Genomic DNA, 14,583 nt, shown 5'->3' on the forward strand with positions numbered 1-14,583 from the left:
CAGATCGATGCCCGCAGATCGAGCAGGGGCTCCGTGGCGCGCCGCATGTGCGCCGCGCCCCCATGCCGGCCGCAGTTCCGGGGATCATTGCCTCAGGGTTAATGCCGAGGTCCAGCCCCGTATCAGGGTCTGGGAGGGTCCGACAACGGATCCGGAGGTCTGCGCCATGACCCGATAGCCCAAACGATATCGAACCGACCAGCCGCGCGGGAGCCTGTCGTAAGCAGAATCGAGATGGTCACAACCAGGCCCAGTAGGGTGCAAAGCCAGAACGCGGCCCGATGGCCCAGGCCTGTCAGGACGGTCCCTACCGAAAGACCGGCGAGGGCGCCGAAGACGACGATACCTCACCTCAGTCGCTGGCTCGGACACGTCCTCGAGAATCGGGATCCCCAGTGGAATCGCTGCGATGGCAACGCCTTGCGGGCCAAGGATCCCGCCCCAGCCAGTCCCGGACCAGGCACCATCATTGGAGATAGAGGTACGCCCTGCGAGGTCATTCCTAACGTGGATGCGGCTGACGGAAGGCGGTACGCAGTGAGCTTGGATCAGCAGGACATCGACGTATTCATCGATCTGGAGATGGGAAATCGGACCGTTCTGCCGTCGCCCTTGATCAGACCGGAAAGTTACTCTAGGACTGATCCCTGCCCGACGACGAAGCGAAGCTCTGCAGGATCCTGACCGATCTAGGGTGTCCACGGCAGGTCCTGCTCGTCGGACCGAGGCCTTGGCCGCATTCTTCTCGGGGTCACCGGCCTCGACATTTTTGCCCACGGCATGCGCCTCGACGGTTGGGGGGCTGCGTCAGGTAGGCACTGCGAACCATCTCTGCGGCAACGCAGGTCTGAGTCATTCCGAGGAGCCCGGCGCGATCGTTGACCAGTACGGCAGGGCGCTCAGGTTGCACCTCGATGTCGCCTTGATTCTGCCGTCGGTACCCCTGGGGGCCCGCCGCAATTGCAGTGCTACTTGGTGAACTCATGGCTGGCTTCACCCAACGCGGCTCCTGGCTCCGGGCGCCGTCAGCGGGAGACCGGTTTCCTGCAGCGGCTGCGCCGAATCCGCCAGGACCTCGGGGGCGATCTGAGCACGCTGCTTGATTAGAGCGCTTCCCTTCGCGAAATCCACGGGATTGTTGACGGAGTCGATGGCCACGAGCCGGCCCGCCGAGAGGTAAAGGACGGAGAAGACTCCGCTGCCAGGATCGCCGCGGACGACCATCTGGTCGTGCCCGGCAATAAGGCCTGCTGTCTTGAGCTTGATGTGGTACTGGTCGGACCAGAACTTCGGTACCTCGCCGCTAGCGGCAGGCCTACCCAGTAGATCCGAGGCTACAACCTTCGCCTGTTCGTTTGCGTTCTGCACCGATTCCAAACGCATCCTCCGGTCCGGGGCGTAAGGATTGAGCTGGCTGGTGCAGTCTCCGATCGCGGAGACCGCGGGCAGGCTGGTCCGGCACAGCTCGTCCACCTCGATGCCATTGCTGCAGCTCGCCCCCGCCGCGGCTAGGATGTCAATGTTGGGGACAAGACCGATCCCGACGACCACGACGTCGGCGGGCACCTCGCCATCGCCGAGGACAACCGACGCCACGCGTCCGTCCCGCTCGGTGAACTCCTTCACGGTTGCACCCAACCGGATGTCGACCCCGGCCTCCCGGTGCACCCGATGGAAGTACTCGGAGATCTCCGCGGAGGTAACGCGCTCCAGCACCCGGCCGGCTGCCTCGATGACCGTCACGTCAAGCCCGAGGCCGCGGAACGCGGCGGCCGTCTCAAGCCCTATGTAGCCGCCGCCGACGAACACCGCCCGGGAGGCTCTCGGCAGCTCCTGCTTGAGCGCCAAGACGTCGTCCAGCGTGCGGACTTGGTGCACCCCCGGCAGCGTGGCTCCAGGGAGCGGCAGAGAGCGGGCCCGGCCACCGGCCGCCCACACCAGGCGACCGTACGTGAGCTCCCTGCCCGAGGCGGTGACGACCGTCTGTTCGTCCGGCCGCACCTCCAAAACCTCGACCCCAAGTTGAAGGTCCACCGGTGAAGCTGCCCAGTACTCGGCCGTCCGCAGGGGGAGGGACTCCAGAGGCTCGGCGTCGAGAAGAAATCCCTTGGACAGCGGAGGCCGCTTGTACGGCAGGATTGTCTCGTTACTGAGCAGTGCGACGGACCCCTGGTACCCGCCCTTGGACAGGTATGCGGCTAGGTTAACCCCTGCGTGGCCGGCCCCGACGATTACGACGTCGTGGTGCTCGTTCATGTATCCATCCTTAGCTGCGCTGCCTGGAAATTCGTGTTGAGTGCGATTGCCTCTACTCGCTCGGAACGGTCACGGACAGGCCGTCCAGCTCGGGGCCCACCCGGATCTGACAGCCGAGCCTGCTGGTCGGCTTGACTCCGTCAATAAGCACTTCAAGCATCTCGGCCTCGTCGGTCGTGCGCGGTGGAGGTACGCAACCAGCAGTATCGGCGACATACACATGGCAAGTGCCACAAGCCATTTCACCTCCACATTCGCCCTCGATGCCCGGGATGTCATGGTTGACCGCCACGGTCATGAGACTTTGTCCAACGTCACCCTCGACGTCGTGCTCGATGCCGTGGGGATCAACGAAAGTAATCGTCGGCATTGCTTATTCCCCTCTAAGTTGTTTTTCGCATTGCGGATCTTGAGTGTGCTGTAGCGGGTGGAACACCAAGATCATCGGGCTAGCATTGACCCGTCAGGCGCCTGGTGTGGATTTCAGGAAGGCCAGCGCAGCTCGAGCGAGGTGAGTCCGGCAACGTGACCGACAGCGATCTGCAGCTGATCAGTCGACTGCAGCGAAAAGTCGGGGATTCTCTTCATCCACTCTTCCAGAAACACCTTCAGCTCGCGTCGCGCAAGATGCTGTCCGGGGCACACATGATTCCCCTTGCCGAACGCGATGTGTTTTGACGACTCACGTTCGAAGTCCACGGTGAACGGGTCTGAGGTGATTGACGCATCGGTGCCGTACAACACCGTCGAGCCGAGGATCATATCGCCCGCACGAAGCTGAGCGCCGCTCATCTCTGTGTCCTGGATGACTCTGCGCCCGTTCGCAACGATACTGTGGCGACGCATCAATTCCTCGACTGCCGGCTTCACAAGCTCGGGATTCTCGATGAGCTGCTTGCGATGCCCTGGATTGCGAGCAAGGAAGAGCGCAAAGAACCCCAACATATTGACCACGGTGTCGAGCCCCCCGAGGAGCACATTCATGGCCAGCATAAGCGCTTCGGTTTCGGTGATCTCGCGACCATTCACATCGGCGGTGACGATCGCCGACAGCAGATCGTCACCGGGATCTTGCCGGCGCTGCTCCATCCAGCCCAGCAGGTAGCCTTCAAGTGCTTTCTGCGAGTTCAGTCGCTGCTCAGGGTCGCTGGACCGAGTGATCTGTTCCCCGAAGCCCCTCAACATCTCTCGATCATCTTGAGGCAGACCCATGAGATCGAGGAAGACGGCCACAGGCAGAATGGCCGCGAATTCGCTGACGAACTCGCATTCACCGCGCGCGAGGAACCCCTCAATCAGCGAGATCGTGAGCGCACGCGCCCTGTCCTCTACCGGTTGGAGGTTCTTCGATGCAAGGAACGGAATAATGATCTTGCGAAAGTCCAGCTGCTCGGGAGGGTCCATCTCAATGGGGATCAGCTGTGCCGTGCGATTGACATTCGCCGGGATGTAGATGTCGATTGCCGAGAACCTGGTGTAATCAGATAGCACTGTAGCCACGTCTTCTCCACCGAGAGGGACCCAGTGTCCGCCGTTTCGCGGGGTCCAGAAGATCCCGCCAGGAGCCTTTTCGCGAAGCCGCTCCCATTCAAGTTGTAGGTCATCAAATTTGGTACCGAAGTTGAACCAGTCGAAATCGATGACGAGTTCGGTAGGGACATGCGCCGGTCGGGAGAGATCTTTCGTTGCAGTCATCAGTCCTGCCTTCCTGCTGATTATTGGGGGACGTGGCTTGCCGCTACCTCAGACCCTGCGGCCGGACGCGCAAGCGGGGGTCGTCATCGCTTTCTTCTTGCAGATGTACTGGGGAAGAATTGTGGGACGCGGTGGTTAGAATTCTGTGACGCCAGCGTCGGGTGCCAACTCGTGCGCGGTCATGTACTTGGACTCGTCCGAAGCCAGGAACAGGACCGTGTCGGAGATGTCTTCGGACTCCGTATGGTCCACGGGCAGGAGATTGGTGAACATGCCGCCCAGCCGCGGGTCGTTCTCGATCGCAGGGTTGAGGGCGGCCAGCAGCCCCTCGCTCATCATCGCAGTGTTGACCCCCGTGGGATGGACACTGTTGACCCGGATGTGGTGCTTGGCGAGCTCCGCGGCGAAGGCCTTCGCCATCCCGCGGACGGCGAACTTGCTGGTGGTGTATGGCACCATGAACGGTTGGACTTTCAGCCCCGCAGCGGAGCTGATAATGATGACCGAACCGCCTCCGGCCTCCACCAAATATGGCGCACCCACCATAACGGTGTTCCACGCGCCCCGGACGTTGATTTCGATCGTCTCGTCGAACACCTGCGGGGTGACCGCGTTCCAAGCCGCCGGAATGCAGACGCCGGCATTGGCCACGATGATGTCGAGGTGTCCCAGCTCGGCCACAGCCCGGTCGACCGTCCAGCGCAGGGCGTCGAGATCGCGGACGTCGACTTCGGTGGCGATTATCCTGCGATCAAGCGCCTCAACTAGCGCCACCGTCTCCTTCAAGTCCTCGGAGGTGGCGGGGGAGTAAGGTACATCGGGTATCTCCGAGCAGATATCGACGGCGATGATATCGGCCCCCTCTTTCGCCAAGCGGACCGCATGCGAACGGCCCTGCCCCCGTGCCGCTCCGGTGATGAAAGCTACTTTTCCTGCAACTCGACCTGTCATTGCATGCCTTCACTCTCTGCTCTCGACAGCTGTGTCGTAAGGATTTCAAACATATCCATGTTTATAGTGATGAAGGTCACCGTAGCGAAGACGGTAAGAGGGGTCAAGGCCGAGGCCTCAAGCTGGCCCCAGCGAACTCTGCATCTGCGCCCCTTGGCGGACGAGGATGGTACTCGGACCTGGCCCGCCGGTCCTGTCGATGGACTAGTTCACTGCCAAGCTTCCGGAGGGGATGTGCTCATCCCTGCCGGAAACTGCATTTGGCCCGGCGAGTCGACGCTCGCCACGTCGAGGCACCGGGAGCCTTACGGCATGGAAGCCGGTCGGTTCGGGATGGTGCTGTAAGCCAAGCTTGCTCACCCGGGACGCTAACTGAATAATGATTATAACTAAAGGAAGGAAAAGTGATGTCTGTTACCGCTATTGCAACCCTCACCTTCAAGCCGGAGTGTCTGGAAGAGGCACAGGAAGCCGTGGGGCGCACCCTCAAATTCACGCGGACCTTTGACGGATGCCTCGGAGTAGATGTCCTAATTGACCGCGTCGACGAGACGCGCTGGCTGCTGGTTGAGTCTTGGGAATCGGCTGAGCACAATGCGGCTTATCTGTCCTACCGGTCCTCACAGGGCGTCAAGTCCGAACTCGCACCCTTCCTCGCAGGTCCGCCGTCTGTAGCGAAGTACGACCTGTCGCACGTTTGAGCGTGATCACTGGTTAATCTCTTAGTACGACAGTCGCCGGAGGCGTGCCTAAGCTCACGATCCAGTCGACGATCATGGCTGGATCCATCGGCCTGAACAGCCATGTCTACTAGGACTTCGGGTCCCTGCGCCTTAACTTGGTCGAACTCATGACGACCTTTGTTTAAGGGCGTCGTGAGCGACGCTTCTTTGGGGAGAACGGCACCTCCCGCTCCTGAACTCGTCCCGACCGGCAGATGTCGTGACGTTTCGCCCCAAAGCTGCCGGGCCCCAGTGCTGCCGTCAGCCGGCGTCCAAGCCCAGATAGCGATAGGCGATTGCGCGGCGCGACGATCTTGTCAATGTCGGCAAGCTTCAGCGCTTGGGCGCGTTTGACCTTCGGATTTTCGCCGGTAACTTCTCGCTGGCCCCGCGCCCGTGGGCTGCGGCTGCGGCCGACACTTCCGCGGTGAACCGCCGTCTCATGCCCGGTTGGCGCAGGGAGCAACCCGGACGCCGGGGCGGAACGGCTTGAACCGGCCGTCGAACTTGATCAAGGCCCTCCCCGGAGGGCCCCTTCGGGCCGTTGTCGAAGCCGTCCACGCCGGGTCTGTCACTCCCCTAGGCCCGGGCCGTTCCGGCGGGACAGCCCGGTGCTTGCCCGCCTGCCGGGCGGAGTCCTCCCCTTCCGCTCCGCCGGGCTCCGGTGAGCCGGCGGCGGGGGCCCGGGTGTTACCGGTGCCGGCCGGGTCCGGCGTGGTGGTTCCGGTCGGGCCGGACCCGTCTGGCCCGAGGGGGCTCCGGGCCTGGAGCGTGGCGACGTGGGCGGCGGCCACCGGGTCCCAGGGTGCCCAGGCGGCGGCGGTGTCGCGGGCCTGCCGGATCATGGCCGGGGTGGCGGTGTCCCACCAGTCTTCCCTCGTCAGGGGTGCCAGTTCGGCGCGGCCGGCGGCCCGGGCGGTCTCGAAGCGCTCCCGCAGTTCACGCACTCGGAGCTCTTCCATCCGCCGTGTTTCGCGCAGGGCCCGCTCACCGGTCCGGGCCAGCTGTTCGCCCAATCCGGCGGCGGCCAGAAGCCCGGCGCGCAGGCTGACCTCCACCATCTCGTCGATGCCGTCGGATTCATTCACCCGCTGCCTCCTATGGGTTAGCGTTCGATGCCGGGCCGGCACTGCGGCGGGCCTGGCCTGGTGGGCGGCCCGGGGAGAGCCGGGGAATCGGACCGGATCAGGCGGGCCGGCGGCACGGATCCGACCCGGGCATTTCCTGCCGCCCGGCCCGCAGGGCCCCGGTCTCGTTCCCGCCCGGTGCTTCCTGTCCGGCACCCGGTGCCGCGAAGGCCGGGACGGCGGCGCGGACCGCTTCGGTGGCCCCGGCAATGGCTTTCTAAGGTTCCAGAGGCGGTGCAGGTCGCCGGCGGCGGCATGCAAGTCGTGGAGGGCCTTGGCCGTGTTGGCCAGTTGGCGGAACATCAGCATCCAGCCGGACCGGTCGGTGACCGGCGGCCAGCAGGGCCCCGACGCCGCAGGCCGACGGCACGTCCGCACGCCGTGGTGCAGGGCTGCGCAGCTGGGCGGCCCCAGCCAGTTCCCGAGCGACCGCGGCCAGCGGCCCGGGCACGGGTTCCAGGCGGCGGGACCAGGTGGCGAAGGCCGCGGCAGTGTCGCCGGCGGCCTGGGCCCACGTGGCCCGGTCACCGGCAGGCACCGCATCCAGTGCCTGGCGCAGTGCCGCGGCCTCGTGCGCATACTCTGTCCACATCCGCGCGGCCACAGCGTGGTTTCCCGGCCCGGGGCGGTGGGGCGCCGGTTGCGGGCGGCCGCGGTCCATTCGGCCACCGCCGCGGCCGCGGCCTGCGGGGTGTCGGCCCAGTGTGCCCTTAGCCGGGGCAGGGCCAGGTCCCGGGCCAGGGTGTTGCCGCCTAACCACACCGGCCGCCCTCCAGCCGCGGACGTTCGGCCATCGAGTAGCCGGTGACCACGTCGGTGCGCCCGGCCGCGAACCTGGCGCGCAGCAGCAGGTGATCGGCGCGGGCACGACGGATGAATTCGGCCTCGTCCGCGGCCGCCGCGACACAGGCCCGCACCGTATTGGCCAGGGTGTGGCGTTCAATGTCGGGCCGGCCCTGCCGGGCGACCCTGGCCTGCTCGACAGGGGTGTAGCCACGCCCGGCATACGCCGGGTCAAGTCCGGTCAGCCCGTACGTCTGCTCGAGGGCCCGGCAAATTTGTTGGGAGCGATACTTGGACATCCACGCGTTCCACTTGGTGCCGTCCTCGCGGACATGGAGGCGACCAAGTGGATGTGGTCGTTGCCGTTCCGGCTCCTCCCGTGCCGTACCGCGGCCCACCGGCACGGGGCGTTGCCATGATCCCCGGTGAATCCCATCGCTGGGACGAACTCTTCAGCAATCTCTGCCCACTGCTGGTCAGTCAGCTGCCCGTCATCGGCCGGCAGGCTCAGCGAGCCATAGAACACGTGCCCGCCGGCCGCCGCCGTGCCATGGAACTTCCGCGGCCGGTCCAGATGGGCCGCGACCGCCAGGGCTGCATCCCGCTCCAGCTCATCATCGTCGTGCCAGGCCACCACCGCCGGGTCTCCGGCCACCAGATGCGGATCCTCGTGTTCGTTCGCCCGCCCCGGCCCGGCCAAGTACACCCACAGCCCAGCCATCCTGTCCCCCTGGGTGATGTTCGGAATCACCGCTGCCCCGGCCTCGCCAGTCCGGCCAGCCTGCTCCGCCCGGAACGCCGGGATGAAAGACCTTGGTTCGGCAGCCTCGGAGGCATCCGGCAGTGGGTCGAGTCCGTCTTCGACACCCTCAAGGGACAGCTCGGAATGGACCAGCACGCGGCACGGACCCTGGCGGGGTTTACGCCCGGACCGGCTCCTGACTGCCTGCCTCGGCCGCCGCTGTCTGGCACAACTGGCGCATCGGAACAACCCGTAAGCGGGCCCTGGGCGCTTGGGACCATCAGGAATAGATCATCTGGCCGGCGGCCAGGAGGGCGGCTCTGACCTATCCCGCCGCGTCTTCGGTGAAGCAGGGGGTGAATGACGCCGGCTTGTTTCTGCGCACATGCACTCCTTCCGGCCTAGACGGAATCCAGGCTCCGGGGCCACGGATAGAGGCTGCCCAGCTTGTCCGAGTGTTCGTGGCTTCCGCCGGCGTGGGCTATCGCGGCGAGGACGAGGTCCAGGTTCTCCCGGTCCATCCCGGGGATGGTGTCGCTGAGCACGACGGGCACGTTGTCAGCCAGCGAGGCGGCCAGCATCAGGAATCTGCGTTCGCCGCCGGAGCTGCCGCCGATGCATTCCGGGATCACTTCGAAGTCGATCCATGGCTTCCCGTCGGAGCCATCCTTCCGGATCCAGGGCCGGCCGACCGCAGCGTACCGTCCGCCGAACGCGCGGATCAGCAGCTCAGTGGCCGCCTCAATGGTGTGCATGCCCTTAGCCCAGGCCCGGAGGTCATCTTCGTGTGCCATTGTCTTCCCTTGTCTTAGAGGATCCTGCGCCGGTCCCGGCAAGCGTACCTGTCGGAACCGACAGCCTTTCAGGCCTTAGTCCCTGAGGGGACTTTCCAGAGCGCGGTCTCGGGTATCTCTGCTTCCAGGTTGACGCGGTTCGTGCCGACTCTCGGGTTGATCGTGGTGGAGTTATAGCGCAGCGACACCCCCATTTCTTCGGCGTCGGGCGCGATGACGCAGGTTCCCTTGCTGAGCGGTTCGGCGACATTTTCGGCCACCTGCCGCCGCAGGAGGCCCGGAAGAAAAGGGCTTCGCCGTCCTGCCATTCGTTGCCAGGCGTGGCGTTGGACGCTTCCTTGATCTTGGCCTCGGCACGCGTTTCGGGCATTCGCGCAGGTCCACAGTAAGTGGGCATGTGGTGGGTCAATGACCGTCGACTGCTGCCCTTGAACAAATTGTTAGTCATGCCCGGCCAGTTACCAGGTCTTGCTGCCACCTGCTGCCTCCCCCGAGCGGACAGGTGTCAGCGCCTATGCCGATCGGGCCCAAGGGCCGGCGCGCCTGCGGCGGGCGCCCGGCGGCGGCCGGGTGCTGGCGCGATACAGGGCCGGGAGGTAATTTCAGAGCCTACTGGGGAGGGGAACGGATGGTCTCGCTGCACGATCGGAGCGAGGCGGAGCGTACCGCCGAGAGGCTCAAGTCGCCAACCAGGGAGTCCGGGTTGCTACTGGGTCGAGCCGTCGCGGTACCGCACTCTACGGGAGGTCCATGCACCTCCAAGAGCGAAGCAGACTTCGATAAACGCGGGTACCGCCGCGCGCAGATCAGGTCGACACGGTGCGAGGGATACAGCGCAATCAGGACCAAGGCTGACTTCACTATCCACGTCGCGTTCACGTTCGAGCTGTATCGCGAGGCTGAGACGGAGCACCTCGACCCCGGGGGCCTCTCTCCCCTGCTGGGCGGACCCCTGTGACACGGCCGTGACGGACATCCTAAGCGCAGACCGCGTGCAGCTTTAGACCTCCGCAGCAGGACCCGGCCGGTGTGCTCGACCAGCGCGGCCCCGACTGGCCCGTCGTGGCAACTCCCGACAGGACGTATGTCTCGGGGAGAGGGCCCGAAAGAACCACATTGGCCATCATCGCGCGTCGTATGGCGTGGGTCGGAAGCGCCATCCTTGAGAAGTTCAGGCGCCGAACCTCGGCAGGCAGGGGATGCGCTCTGCTATCCAAAGCGATGTCAGCCGCAGAAAAAGCGCCGCGATTGCTCGGGTATGCTGGCTCTGCCTGCATCAGTGGAGAGCGACCTCCCGCAGGTGGTGAAGACCGAACGGACACGGTAAGCCAAGAGTGCCGGGCTGCTGCCGCAGCAGTCCTGAGGGTGGAAACCCCTGCGGGGGTACACGAAGAAGAAAAGAGATTAAGGAAGAGCTGACCCGGCGCCCCGAGCATTCACAGGAATGAGCGGCATGGAACGCAGATACGCGGAGTCTGCAACAAACCACCGGATCACGAAAGGGCTCTTTATATGAATACTGTCACCACCCGCAACGCCCAGACCGCAGCTGACAGCCGATACGAACGGCTGAAGGGCCTCACCCCCGAGGTCATGAGACGTGCGTCGACGTGGACCTTCGTCAGAGCAATGCACGCGTTCCTCGATCAGATCGAGGACGGGTTCCTGGACGGAAGCCATCCGGATGTGCTCGCTGCCAATGACGCCTTCTGGGATACCTGGAACGGTCTCCCTGACGAGGTGCAGGTGAATGTTCTCTGCGAACTCGGTCTTCGGGAGGCTTTCGGGGACGATACCCATTGCACCGGTCCCGAAGAGACGACCGTCGACGACGTGGACAGGGAGGCCTTTGAGGCTTGGCGACGCGTGCCGTGCGCCGATGAGCAGGCGTATTTCGACGCACGGCGTCGAAAAGTGCGGGTAAAAAATGCGGGTTCTTACCGAAGCTCCCGTGCAGGCAGCAGGCATGCTGATCACTCCCTGCTTCCCAATGCTGGCAAGGCAAAATGCACGCTCGGCACCGGACGCAACAGTATTAAAGGGGCTGGTCACAGCAGCTATCAGGAAACCTGTGCTGTCGCTGGTGCCGATAAGCCGGCCCGGGACGGGTGGGCTTTCTCGCTGAAGCCGGCCTCCTCGTTCTTCGATCACGACGACGCAGACGCCGAGCCCGGTGACGCCATTGGGCCGGGGCTGTGCGAGGAGTCCAAACAGCGCATCGTGAAGCAGTTCTCCTCCGAGGCCATCAAGGCAATGGAAAATCGGTACCGGGGCCTCGACCTGAGCCCGATCATCGAAGCCCAGTGCCTGCTCACCCTCCTGTACAGCGATGCCCTGGCCGACACCCTGACCAACGACATGATCGCCCGCCACCTTCAGACGCTGGCGGAAATGCACAAGGCCGCCTGGCACGAGCCCCTCAGGGCCGTGTGGAAGAAGGAATTTGCCCCCGCCCAACACGGGAAGATAAAGGGCCGGGTGGGACCCCGCAACAGCATCGATTACGGCGTCGCCCACCTTCACCTCTGGATCGCCCAACCACCTGCCGGGCGGTCGGCGTATGGACGCCGCTCCCCCTACCACAGCGAATTCAGCGGCTGGCCCTATCACACGTGGCTCGCAAAAGTCTGGCGGAGGATCACCGGGCAGGACAACGCTCGGGAAAAGCTGACCCGGCTTCCCTCAGCAGAGGAGGTCAGGAAGCACTGGTGCGCTGACCCGGCGGACGCCGTCAACAAAATGGTCCGCTACTTCAAGAAAACCGGAAAGGGAACCATCCGGAAGCGCTTCCAAAACCGCGTCCCGGACAACTGGCTGGCCCGCGGAGAGCACGGCACGAAGTTTTACGGATATTTGGGTTTATCACGCCCGAATGCCCTCCAGAACGACGCACGAGCAGCCGCATGAACGACCTGTCCGGGAAAATTCTTCACGGCACCCGGTCTGCATCCACGGCGGCAGCGGTCACAGGAACTGGAGGGTTGGGAATGACGGAGCAGATCGACGAATGCTTCGCAGGCGCCGCGGCGCGCCGCGCAGTCCGGATGGAGCGCCGGGTACTGGAGGACGTGCGCCTTGCGCTGCCGGGTGACTGGGCGGCGGGGCGGATCACCGAGGCCGAGTACCCGATCCCTCCAGAGGTACTCGCCGGCATTGCCCGCCGTTACGGCGTCGGCGCTCAGAAGTACGCCGAACACAACTGGCTGCAAGGGGTACGAGTGGAGCAAGGCCTAGGCGGCACTCCAGCGCCATGCACATGCGTTCTGGGCGGGCGAGGACATCGACGCGGAGACCGGCAGCCCGTAGCGGGTCCCGTACTGGACCGGATCGAGGTCATGCAGGAGGCCCAGCTCAAAGGTGCAGCAGTGGCATTGACAGGAGGTGCACGGTGAACGAGGTTGAGGAACCGTGGGGAGTCGATCCGGACCGTTTCCGGCGGGTACAGCTGAAGCTGCTGGGCCAGGCCGCCGTGGAGGAGTTCGTTCGCAAGCGGCGTTCCCTGGCTAACTGGAAGAAGTACGAGAGGGCATCGCGCATCGATCTGGGAATGGCACGGCACAAATACCACTACGAGGAGGAGGCAGCATTCCCCGGGTGGCAGGAGCGCGTTGAGTACGCCTCGTTGCGGATCGAGGAAGTTCAGCAGCAGCTGGAAAGGCGCAGCGAGAACGTTCGGGAAACGCGCGAGGAGCTTCGTCGGCTGGCTGCACCCGTACTGGAACGGATGCGCATTGAAGACGAGGGGTCATCCGCGCATGCCCTGCGGGGAGGTGCGCTCTGATGGCGTTCTGGAACAGGAAGCGCTCACGGGGCCCTGTGATCAAGGTACGCGAGCTGTACCCGAAGAGTGACAATCAGATTTACCTGGCGATGTCGGTCGAGACCAATAAGCACGACGAACATCTGCGCGAGACTATCGGCACCGAGGCGCCGCAGGTCGTCGTGGACTGGGCGGTGTCGGCGCTCTGTAAGCGCGGGTACCGCCGCGAACAAATTAAGGGGCAGCGGTGCGAGGGGTTCACCGCGAGCAGGATCGGAGGCATAAATACGCCGCTGAGATACAGAGTGCTGGCCGTTTTCACGGTCGACTTGTACTCCGATGCAGAGATGGAATACCGCGATGGAGGCGGTCCGCCAGCACTCTCAGGAGGTGCTCTCTGATGTCAACTACCATGACACAGGACGAGCTGGTAGACCCCATCCTCGAAATGGTGGACAGCACGATCATTCCGGCGTCGCCCTCGGACCATGCATGCCCCTCATGCGACCCTGCGCGCGATTCAGGACACTGTCAAGAGGAACATCTCCCTAATGATGTCCGACGGAGACTGGGAGCAGCACTTCAAGCGGATTCCCCGCCGTCACCGCTGTTGGTGACACCCGCCGAGGTCTCGATGACATCAAGCTGAGCGCCAAGGCACGCAAGGAGATCGAAAGCCTGATCGACCGGGCCCAGAAGCCGGAGCGGGGCACCCCGAACGACCGGATCAACTCCCGACGGGCGGCGTGACGCACCCGCCACTTTATACGCGACAGGGAAGGCTACAGCTTTCTCCTCACCCTCCCGTTACGATCCCTGCATAACCATCACAACGGCAAAGCCTGGATTCATAGTGATAAACGATGAAGCTGCGCCCGGTTGCGATCCTGGGGACTGGCCTTGGATGAGGCTGTTACCTGGCTGTAGGCAGGACAAATATGGCTCTTCCCAGTTAAGCGTGGTTGGGCTGGTTCCGACGCCAGGGGCGGTGGCCGCCGGCTGAGAGCAGCAGGCGCGGCCGGTAGCTGGTGAAGTTCCGGAAGCCGCGGACGATCCGGCGGGTGTTGGCCACCCCGGTGGCCCCGTCCGGCGTAGCCGGTACGGGGATGAAGGCCCGGAGCCTTCTTTAATTGGTAGCGACCAAGCAACGAAGTTCATAAGAGACCCGGACATGTCCCATGCTACTCTCTGCCCGGGCGGTCGCTAGTGTGCGCTGGCCGACGTACTGTTCAGCGCCGACGGCGTGCACGTGATCTCCGCCGCCGATGCCGGTGGCCACCTGCTGGTCAACGTCGAAACCGACCGGACCATCGCAGGATGCCTGGCCTGCGGTGTCCTGGCGGTCGGGCACGGGCGCCGCCGGGTCCGCCTGCGTCACGCCCCGTCGTTCGGCCGGCCGGTACCTCTGGTCTGGGCCAAGGGGGTGTGGAGATGCCCCGATGCCGGCTAAGGCTGGCCACACCTCCGCAATGAAGTAGCGGGCTCGGATCTGCTGGATACGTTGACCGGTACTCCGGATGGTCCCCGGCCCCATTCCAGCGACGACGAATTCGGCCCATCGCTGAGGGAGCATAAGACGGGTTGGTGCGTTGCCAGAGTCGCCCTTCGATGCACCTATTGACGACCCCGGCGCTTCGGGGAGTGTTCAGGTCATTCTTCCACTCTGTGCCAAACCATCAGAGTCCGACACAGAGCGAGCATTGAAGGCTTGGCCCGGCAAAGGGCGCCGACGTGATGTTGAAGTTGTACTTAA

General features: G+C 64.3%; 14 protein-coding genes and 1 pseudogene. 7 read left to right on the forward strand and 8 right to left on the reverse strand.

Translation table 11 applies throughout. The features are described from left to right. Positions 1–993: 993 nt before the first annotated feature. The 4 genes from HGG74_RS15470 to HGG74_RS15485 form a co-directional block, all read right to left on the reverse strand. Positions 994–2,256, reverse strand: a complete 1,263-nt coding sequence (locus tag HGG74_RS15470) for an NAD(P)/FAD-dependent oxidoreductase (protein WP_168487766.1) — start codon at positions 2,254–2,256, stop codon at positions 994–996. Between the two features lie 52 nt (positions 2,257–2,308). Further along, positions 2,309–2,626, reverse strand: coding sequence for a 2Fe-2S iron-sulfur cluster-binding protein (locus tag HGG74_RS15475; protein WP_168487768.1), 318 nt, complete (start codon positions 2,624–2,626; stop codon positions 2,309–2,311). Between the two features lie 113 nt (positions 2,627–2,739). Further along, a complete protein-coding gene (locus HGG74_RS15480; protein ID WP_168487770.1) occupies positions 2,740–3,951 on the reverse strand; it encodes a cytochrome P450 in 1,212 nt (403 codons plus the stop codon). A gap of 135 nt (positions 3,952–4,086) precedes the next feature. After that, positions 4,087–4,902, reverse strand: a complete 816-nt coding sequence (locus tag HGG74_RS15485) for a mycofactocin-coupled SDR family oxidoreductase (protein WP_168487772.1) — start codon at positions 4,900–4,902, stop codon at positions 4,087–4,089. 407 nt (positions 4,903–5,309) lie between these two features. On the opposite strand from HGG74_RS15485, the gene HGG74_RS15490 reads away from it, so the two are divergent. Further along, positions 5,310–5,603 (forward strand): putative quinol monooxygenase, encoded by a 294-nt coding sequence (locus HGG74_RS15490; protein ID WP_168487773.1) that lies wholly within the window; start codon positions 5,310–5,312, stop codon positions 5,601–5,603. 461 nt (positions 5,604–6,064) lie between these two features. Here HGG74_RS15490 and HGG74_RS15495 read toward each other — a convergent pair whose 3' ends face one another. Then, positions 6,065–6,712 (reverse strand): hypothetical protein, encoded by a 648-nt coding sequence (locus HGG74_RS15495; protein ID WP_168487775.1) that lies wholly within the window; start codon positions 6,710–6,712, stop codon positions 6,065–6,067. 791 nt (positions 6,713–7,503) lie between these two features. Further along, entirely contained in the window at positions 7,504–7,833 is a 330-nt protein-coding gene (locus tag HGG74_RS21635; RefSeq protein ID WP_246262937.1) for a hypothetical protein, read from the reverse strand. Positions 7,834–8,309: 476 nt separating this feature from the next. Between HGG74_RS21635 and HGG74_RS21640 the strand changes: the two are divergent. Continuing rightward, a pseudogene (locus HGG74_RS21640) lies at positions 8,310–8,566 on the forward strand (IS982 family transposase); the annotation flags it as partial. A 111-nt stretch (positions 8,567–8,677) separates the two neighbouring features. On the opposite strand, the gene HGG74_RS15505 reads toward HGG74_RS21640, so the two are convergent. Then, positions 8,678–9,070: a hypothetical protein gene (locus tag HGG74_RS15505; RefSeq protein WP_168487776.1), complete on the reverse strand. Its 393-nt coding sequence runs from the start codon at positions 9,068–9,070 to the stop codon at positions 8,678–8,680. Between the two features lie 68 nt (positions 9,071–9,138). After that, positions 9,139–9,330 (reverse strand): hypothetical protein, encoded by a 192-nt coding sequence (locus HGG74_RS15510; protein ID WP_168487778.1) that lies wholly within the window; start codon positions 9,328–9,330, stop codon positions 9,139–9,141. Positions 9,331–10,582: 1,252 nt separating this feature from the next. Between HGG74_RS15510 and HGG74_RS15515 the strand changes: the two genes are divergently transcribed. The 5 genes from HGG74_RS15515 (at position 10,583) to HGG74_RS22155 (ending at position 14,280) form a co-directional block, all read left to right on the forward strand. Further along, positions 10,583–11,977 carry a hypothetical protein gene (locus tag HGG74_RS15515; protein ID WP_168487780.1) on the forward strand — a complete coding sequence of 465 codons (1,395 nt, stop codon included), beginning with the start codon at positions 10,583–10,585 and terminating at the stop codon, positions 11,975–11,977. An 80-nt stretch (positions 11,978–12,057) separates the two neighbouring features. Next, positions 12,058–12,462, forward strand: coding sequence for a hypothetical protein (locus HGG74_RS15520; RefSeq protein ID WP_168487782.1), 405 nt, complete (start codon positions 12,058–12,060; stop codon positions 12,460–12,462). Beyond that, positions 12,459–12,851, forward strand: coding sequence for a hypothetical protein (locus HGG74_RS15525; protein WP_168487784.1), 393 nt, complete (start codon positions 12,459–12,461; stop codon positions 12,849–12,851). Before HGG74_RS15520 ends, HGG74_RS15525 begins: the two co-directional genes overlap by 4 nt. After that, positions 12,851–13,231, forward strand: a complete 381-nt coding sequence (locus tag HGG74_RS15530; RefSeq protein WP_168487801.1) for a hypothetical protein — start codon at positions 12,851–12,853, stop codon at positions 13,229–13,231. The genes HGG74_RS15525 and HGG74_RS15530 overlap by 1 nt, the downstream gene beginning before the upstream one ends. An 842-nt stretch (positions 13,232–14,073) precedes the next feature. After that, positions 14,074–14,280 carry a transposase family protein gene (locus HGG74_RS22155; protein ID WP_168487803.1) on the forward strand — a complete coding sequence of 69 codons (207 nt, stop codon included), beginning with the start codon at positions 14,074–14,076 and terminating at the stop codon, positions 14,278–14,280. Positions 14,281–14,583: the final 303 nt, after the last annotated feature.

Origin of the sequence: Arthrobacter mobilis, from assembly GCF_012395835.1 — a bacterium.
In the GTDB taxonomy this organism is placed as follows: domain Bacteria; phylum Actinomycetota; class Actinomycetes; order Actinomycetales; family Micrococcaceae; genus Crystallibacter; species Crystallibacter mobilis.

Excerpts from the sequence above, each read along its gene's own strand:
- HGG74_RS15470 (WP_168487766.1), bottom strand. The coding sequence starts at position 2,256 with ATGAACGAGCACCACGACGTCGTAATCGTCGGGGCCGGCCACGCAGGG.
- HGG74_RS15475 (WP_168487768.1), bottom strand. The coding sequence starts at position 2,626 with ATGCCGACGATTACTTTCGTTGATCCCCACGGCATCGAGCACGACGTC.
- HGG74_RS15480 (WP_168487770.1), bottom strand. The coding sequence starts at position 3,951 with ATGACTGCAACGAAAGATCTCTCCCGACCGGCGCATGTCCCTACCGAA.
- HGG74_RS15485 (WP_168487772.1), bottom strand. The coding sequence starts at position 4,902 with ATGACAGGTCGAGTTGCAGGAAAAGTAGCTTTCATCACCGGAGCGGCA.
- HGG74_RS15490 (WP_168487773.1), top strand. The coding sequence starts at position 5,310 with ATGTCTGTTACCGCTATTGCAACCCTCACCTTCAAGCCGGAGTGTCTG.
- HGG74_RS21635 (WP_246262937.1), bottom strand. The coding sequence starts at position 7,833 with ATGTCCAAGTATCGCTCCCAACAAATTTGCCGGGCCCTCGAGCAGACG.
- HGG74_RS15505 (WP_168487776.1), bottom strand. The coding sequence starts at position 9,070 with ATGGCACACGAAGATGACCTCCGGGCCTGGGCTAAGGGCATGCACACC.
- HGG74_RS15515 (WP_168487780.1), top strand. The coding sequence starts at position 10,583 with ATGAATACTGTCACCACCCGCAACGCCCAGACCGCAGCTGACAGCCGA.
- HGG74_RS15520 (WP_168487782.1), top strand. The coding sequence starts at position 12,058 with ATGACGGAGCAGATCGACGAATGCTTCGCAGGCGCCGCGGCGCGCCGC.
- HGG74_RS15530 (WP_168487801.1), top strand. The coding sequence starts at position 12,851 with ATGGCGTTCTGGAACAGGAAGCGCTCACGGGGCCCTGTGATCAAGGTA.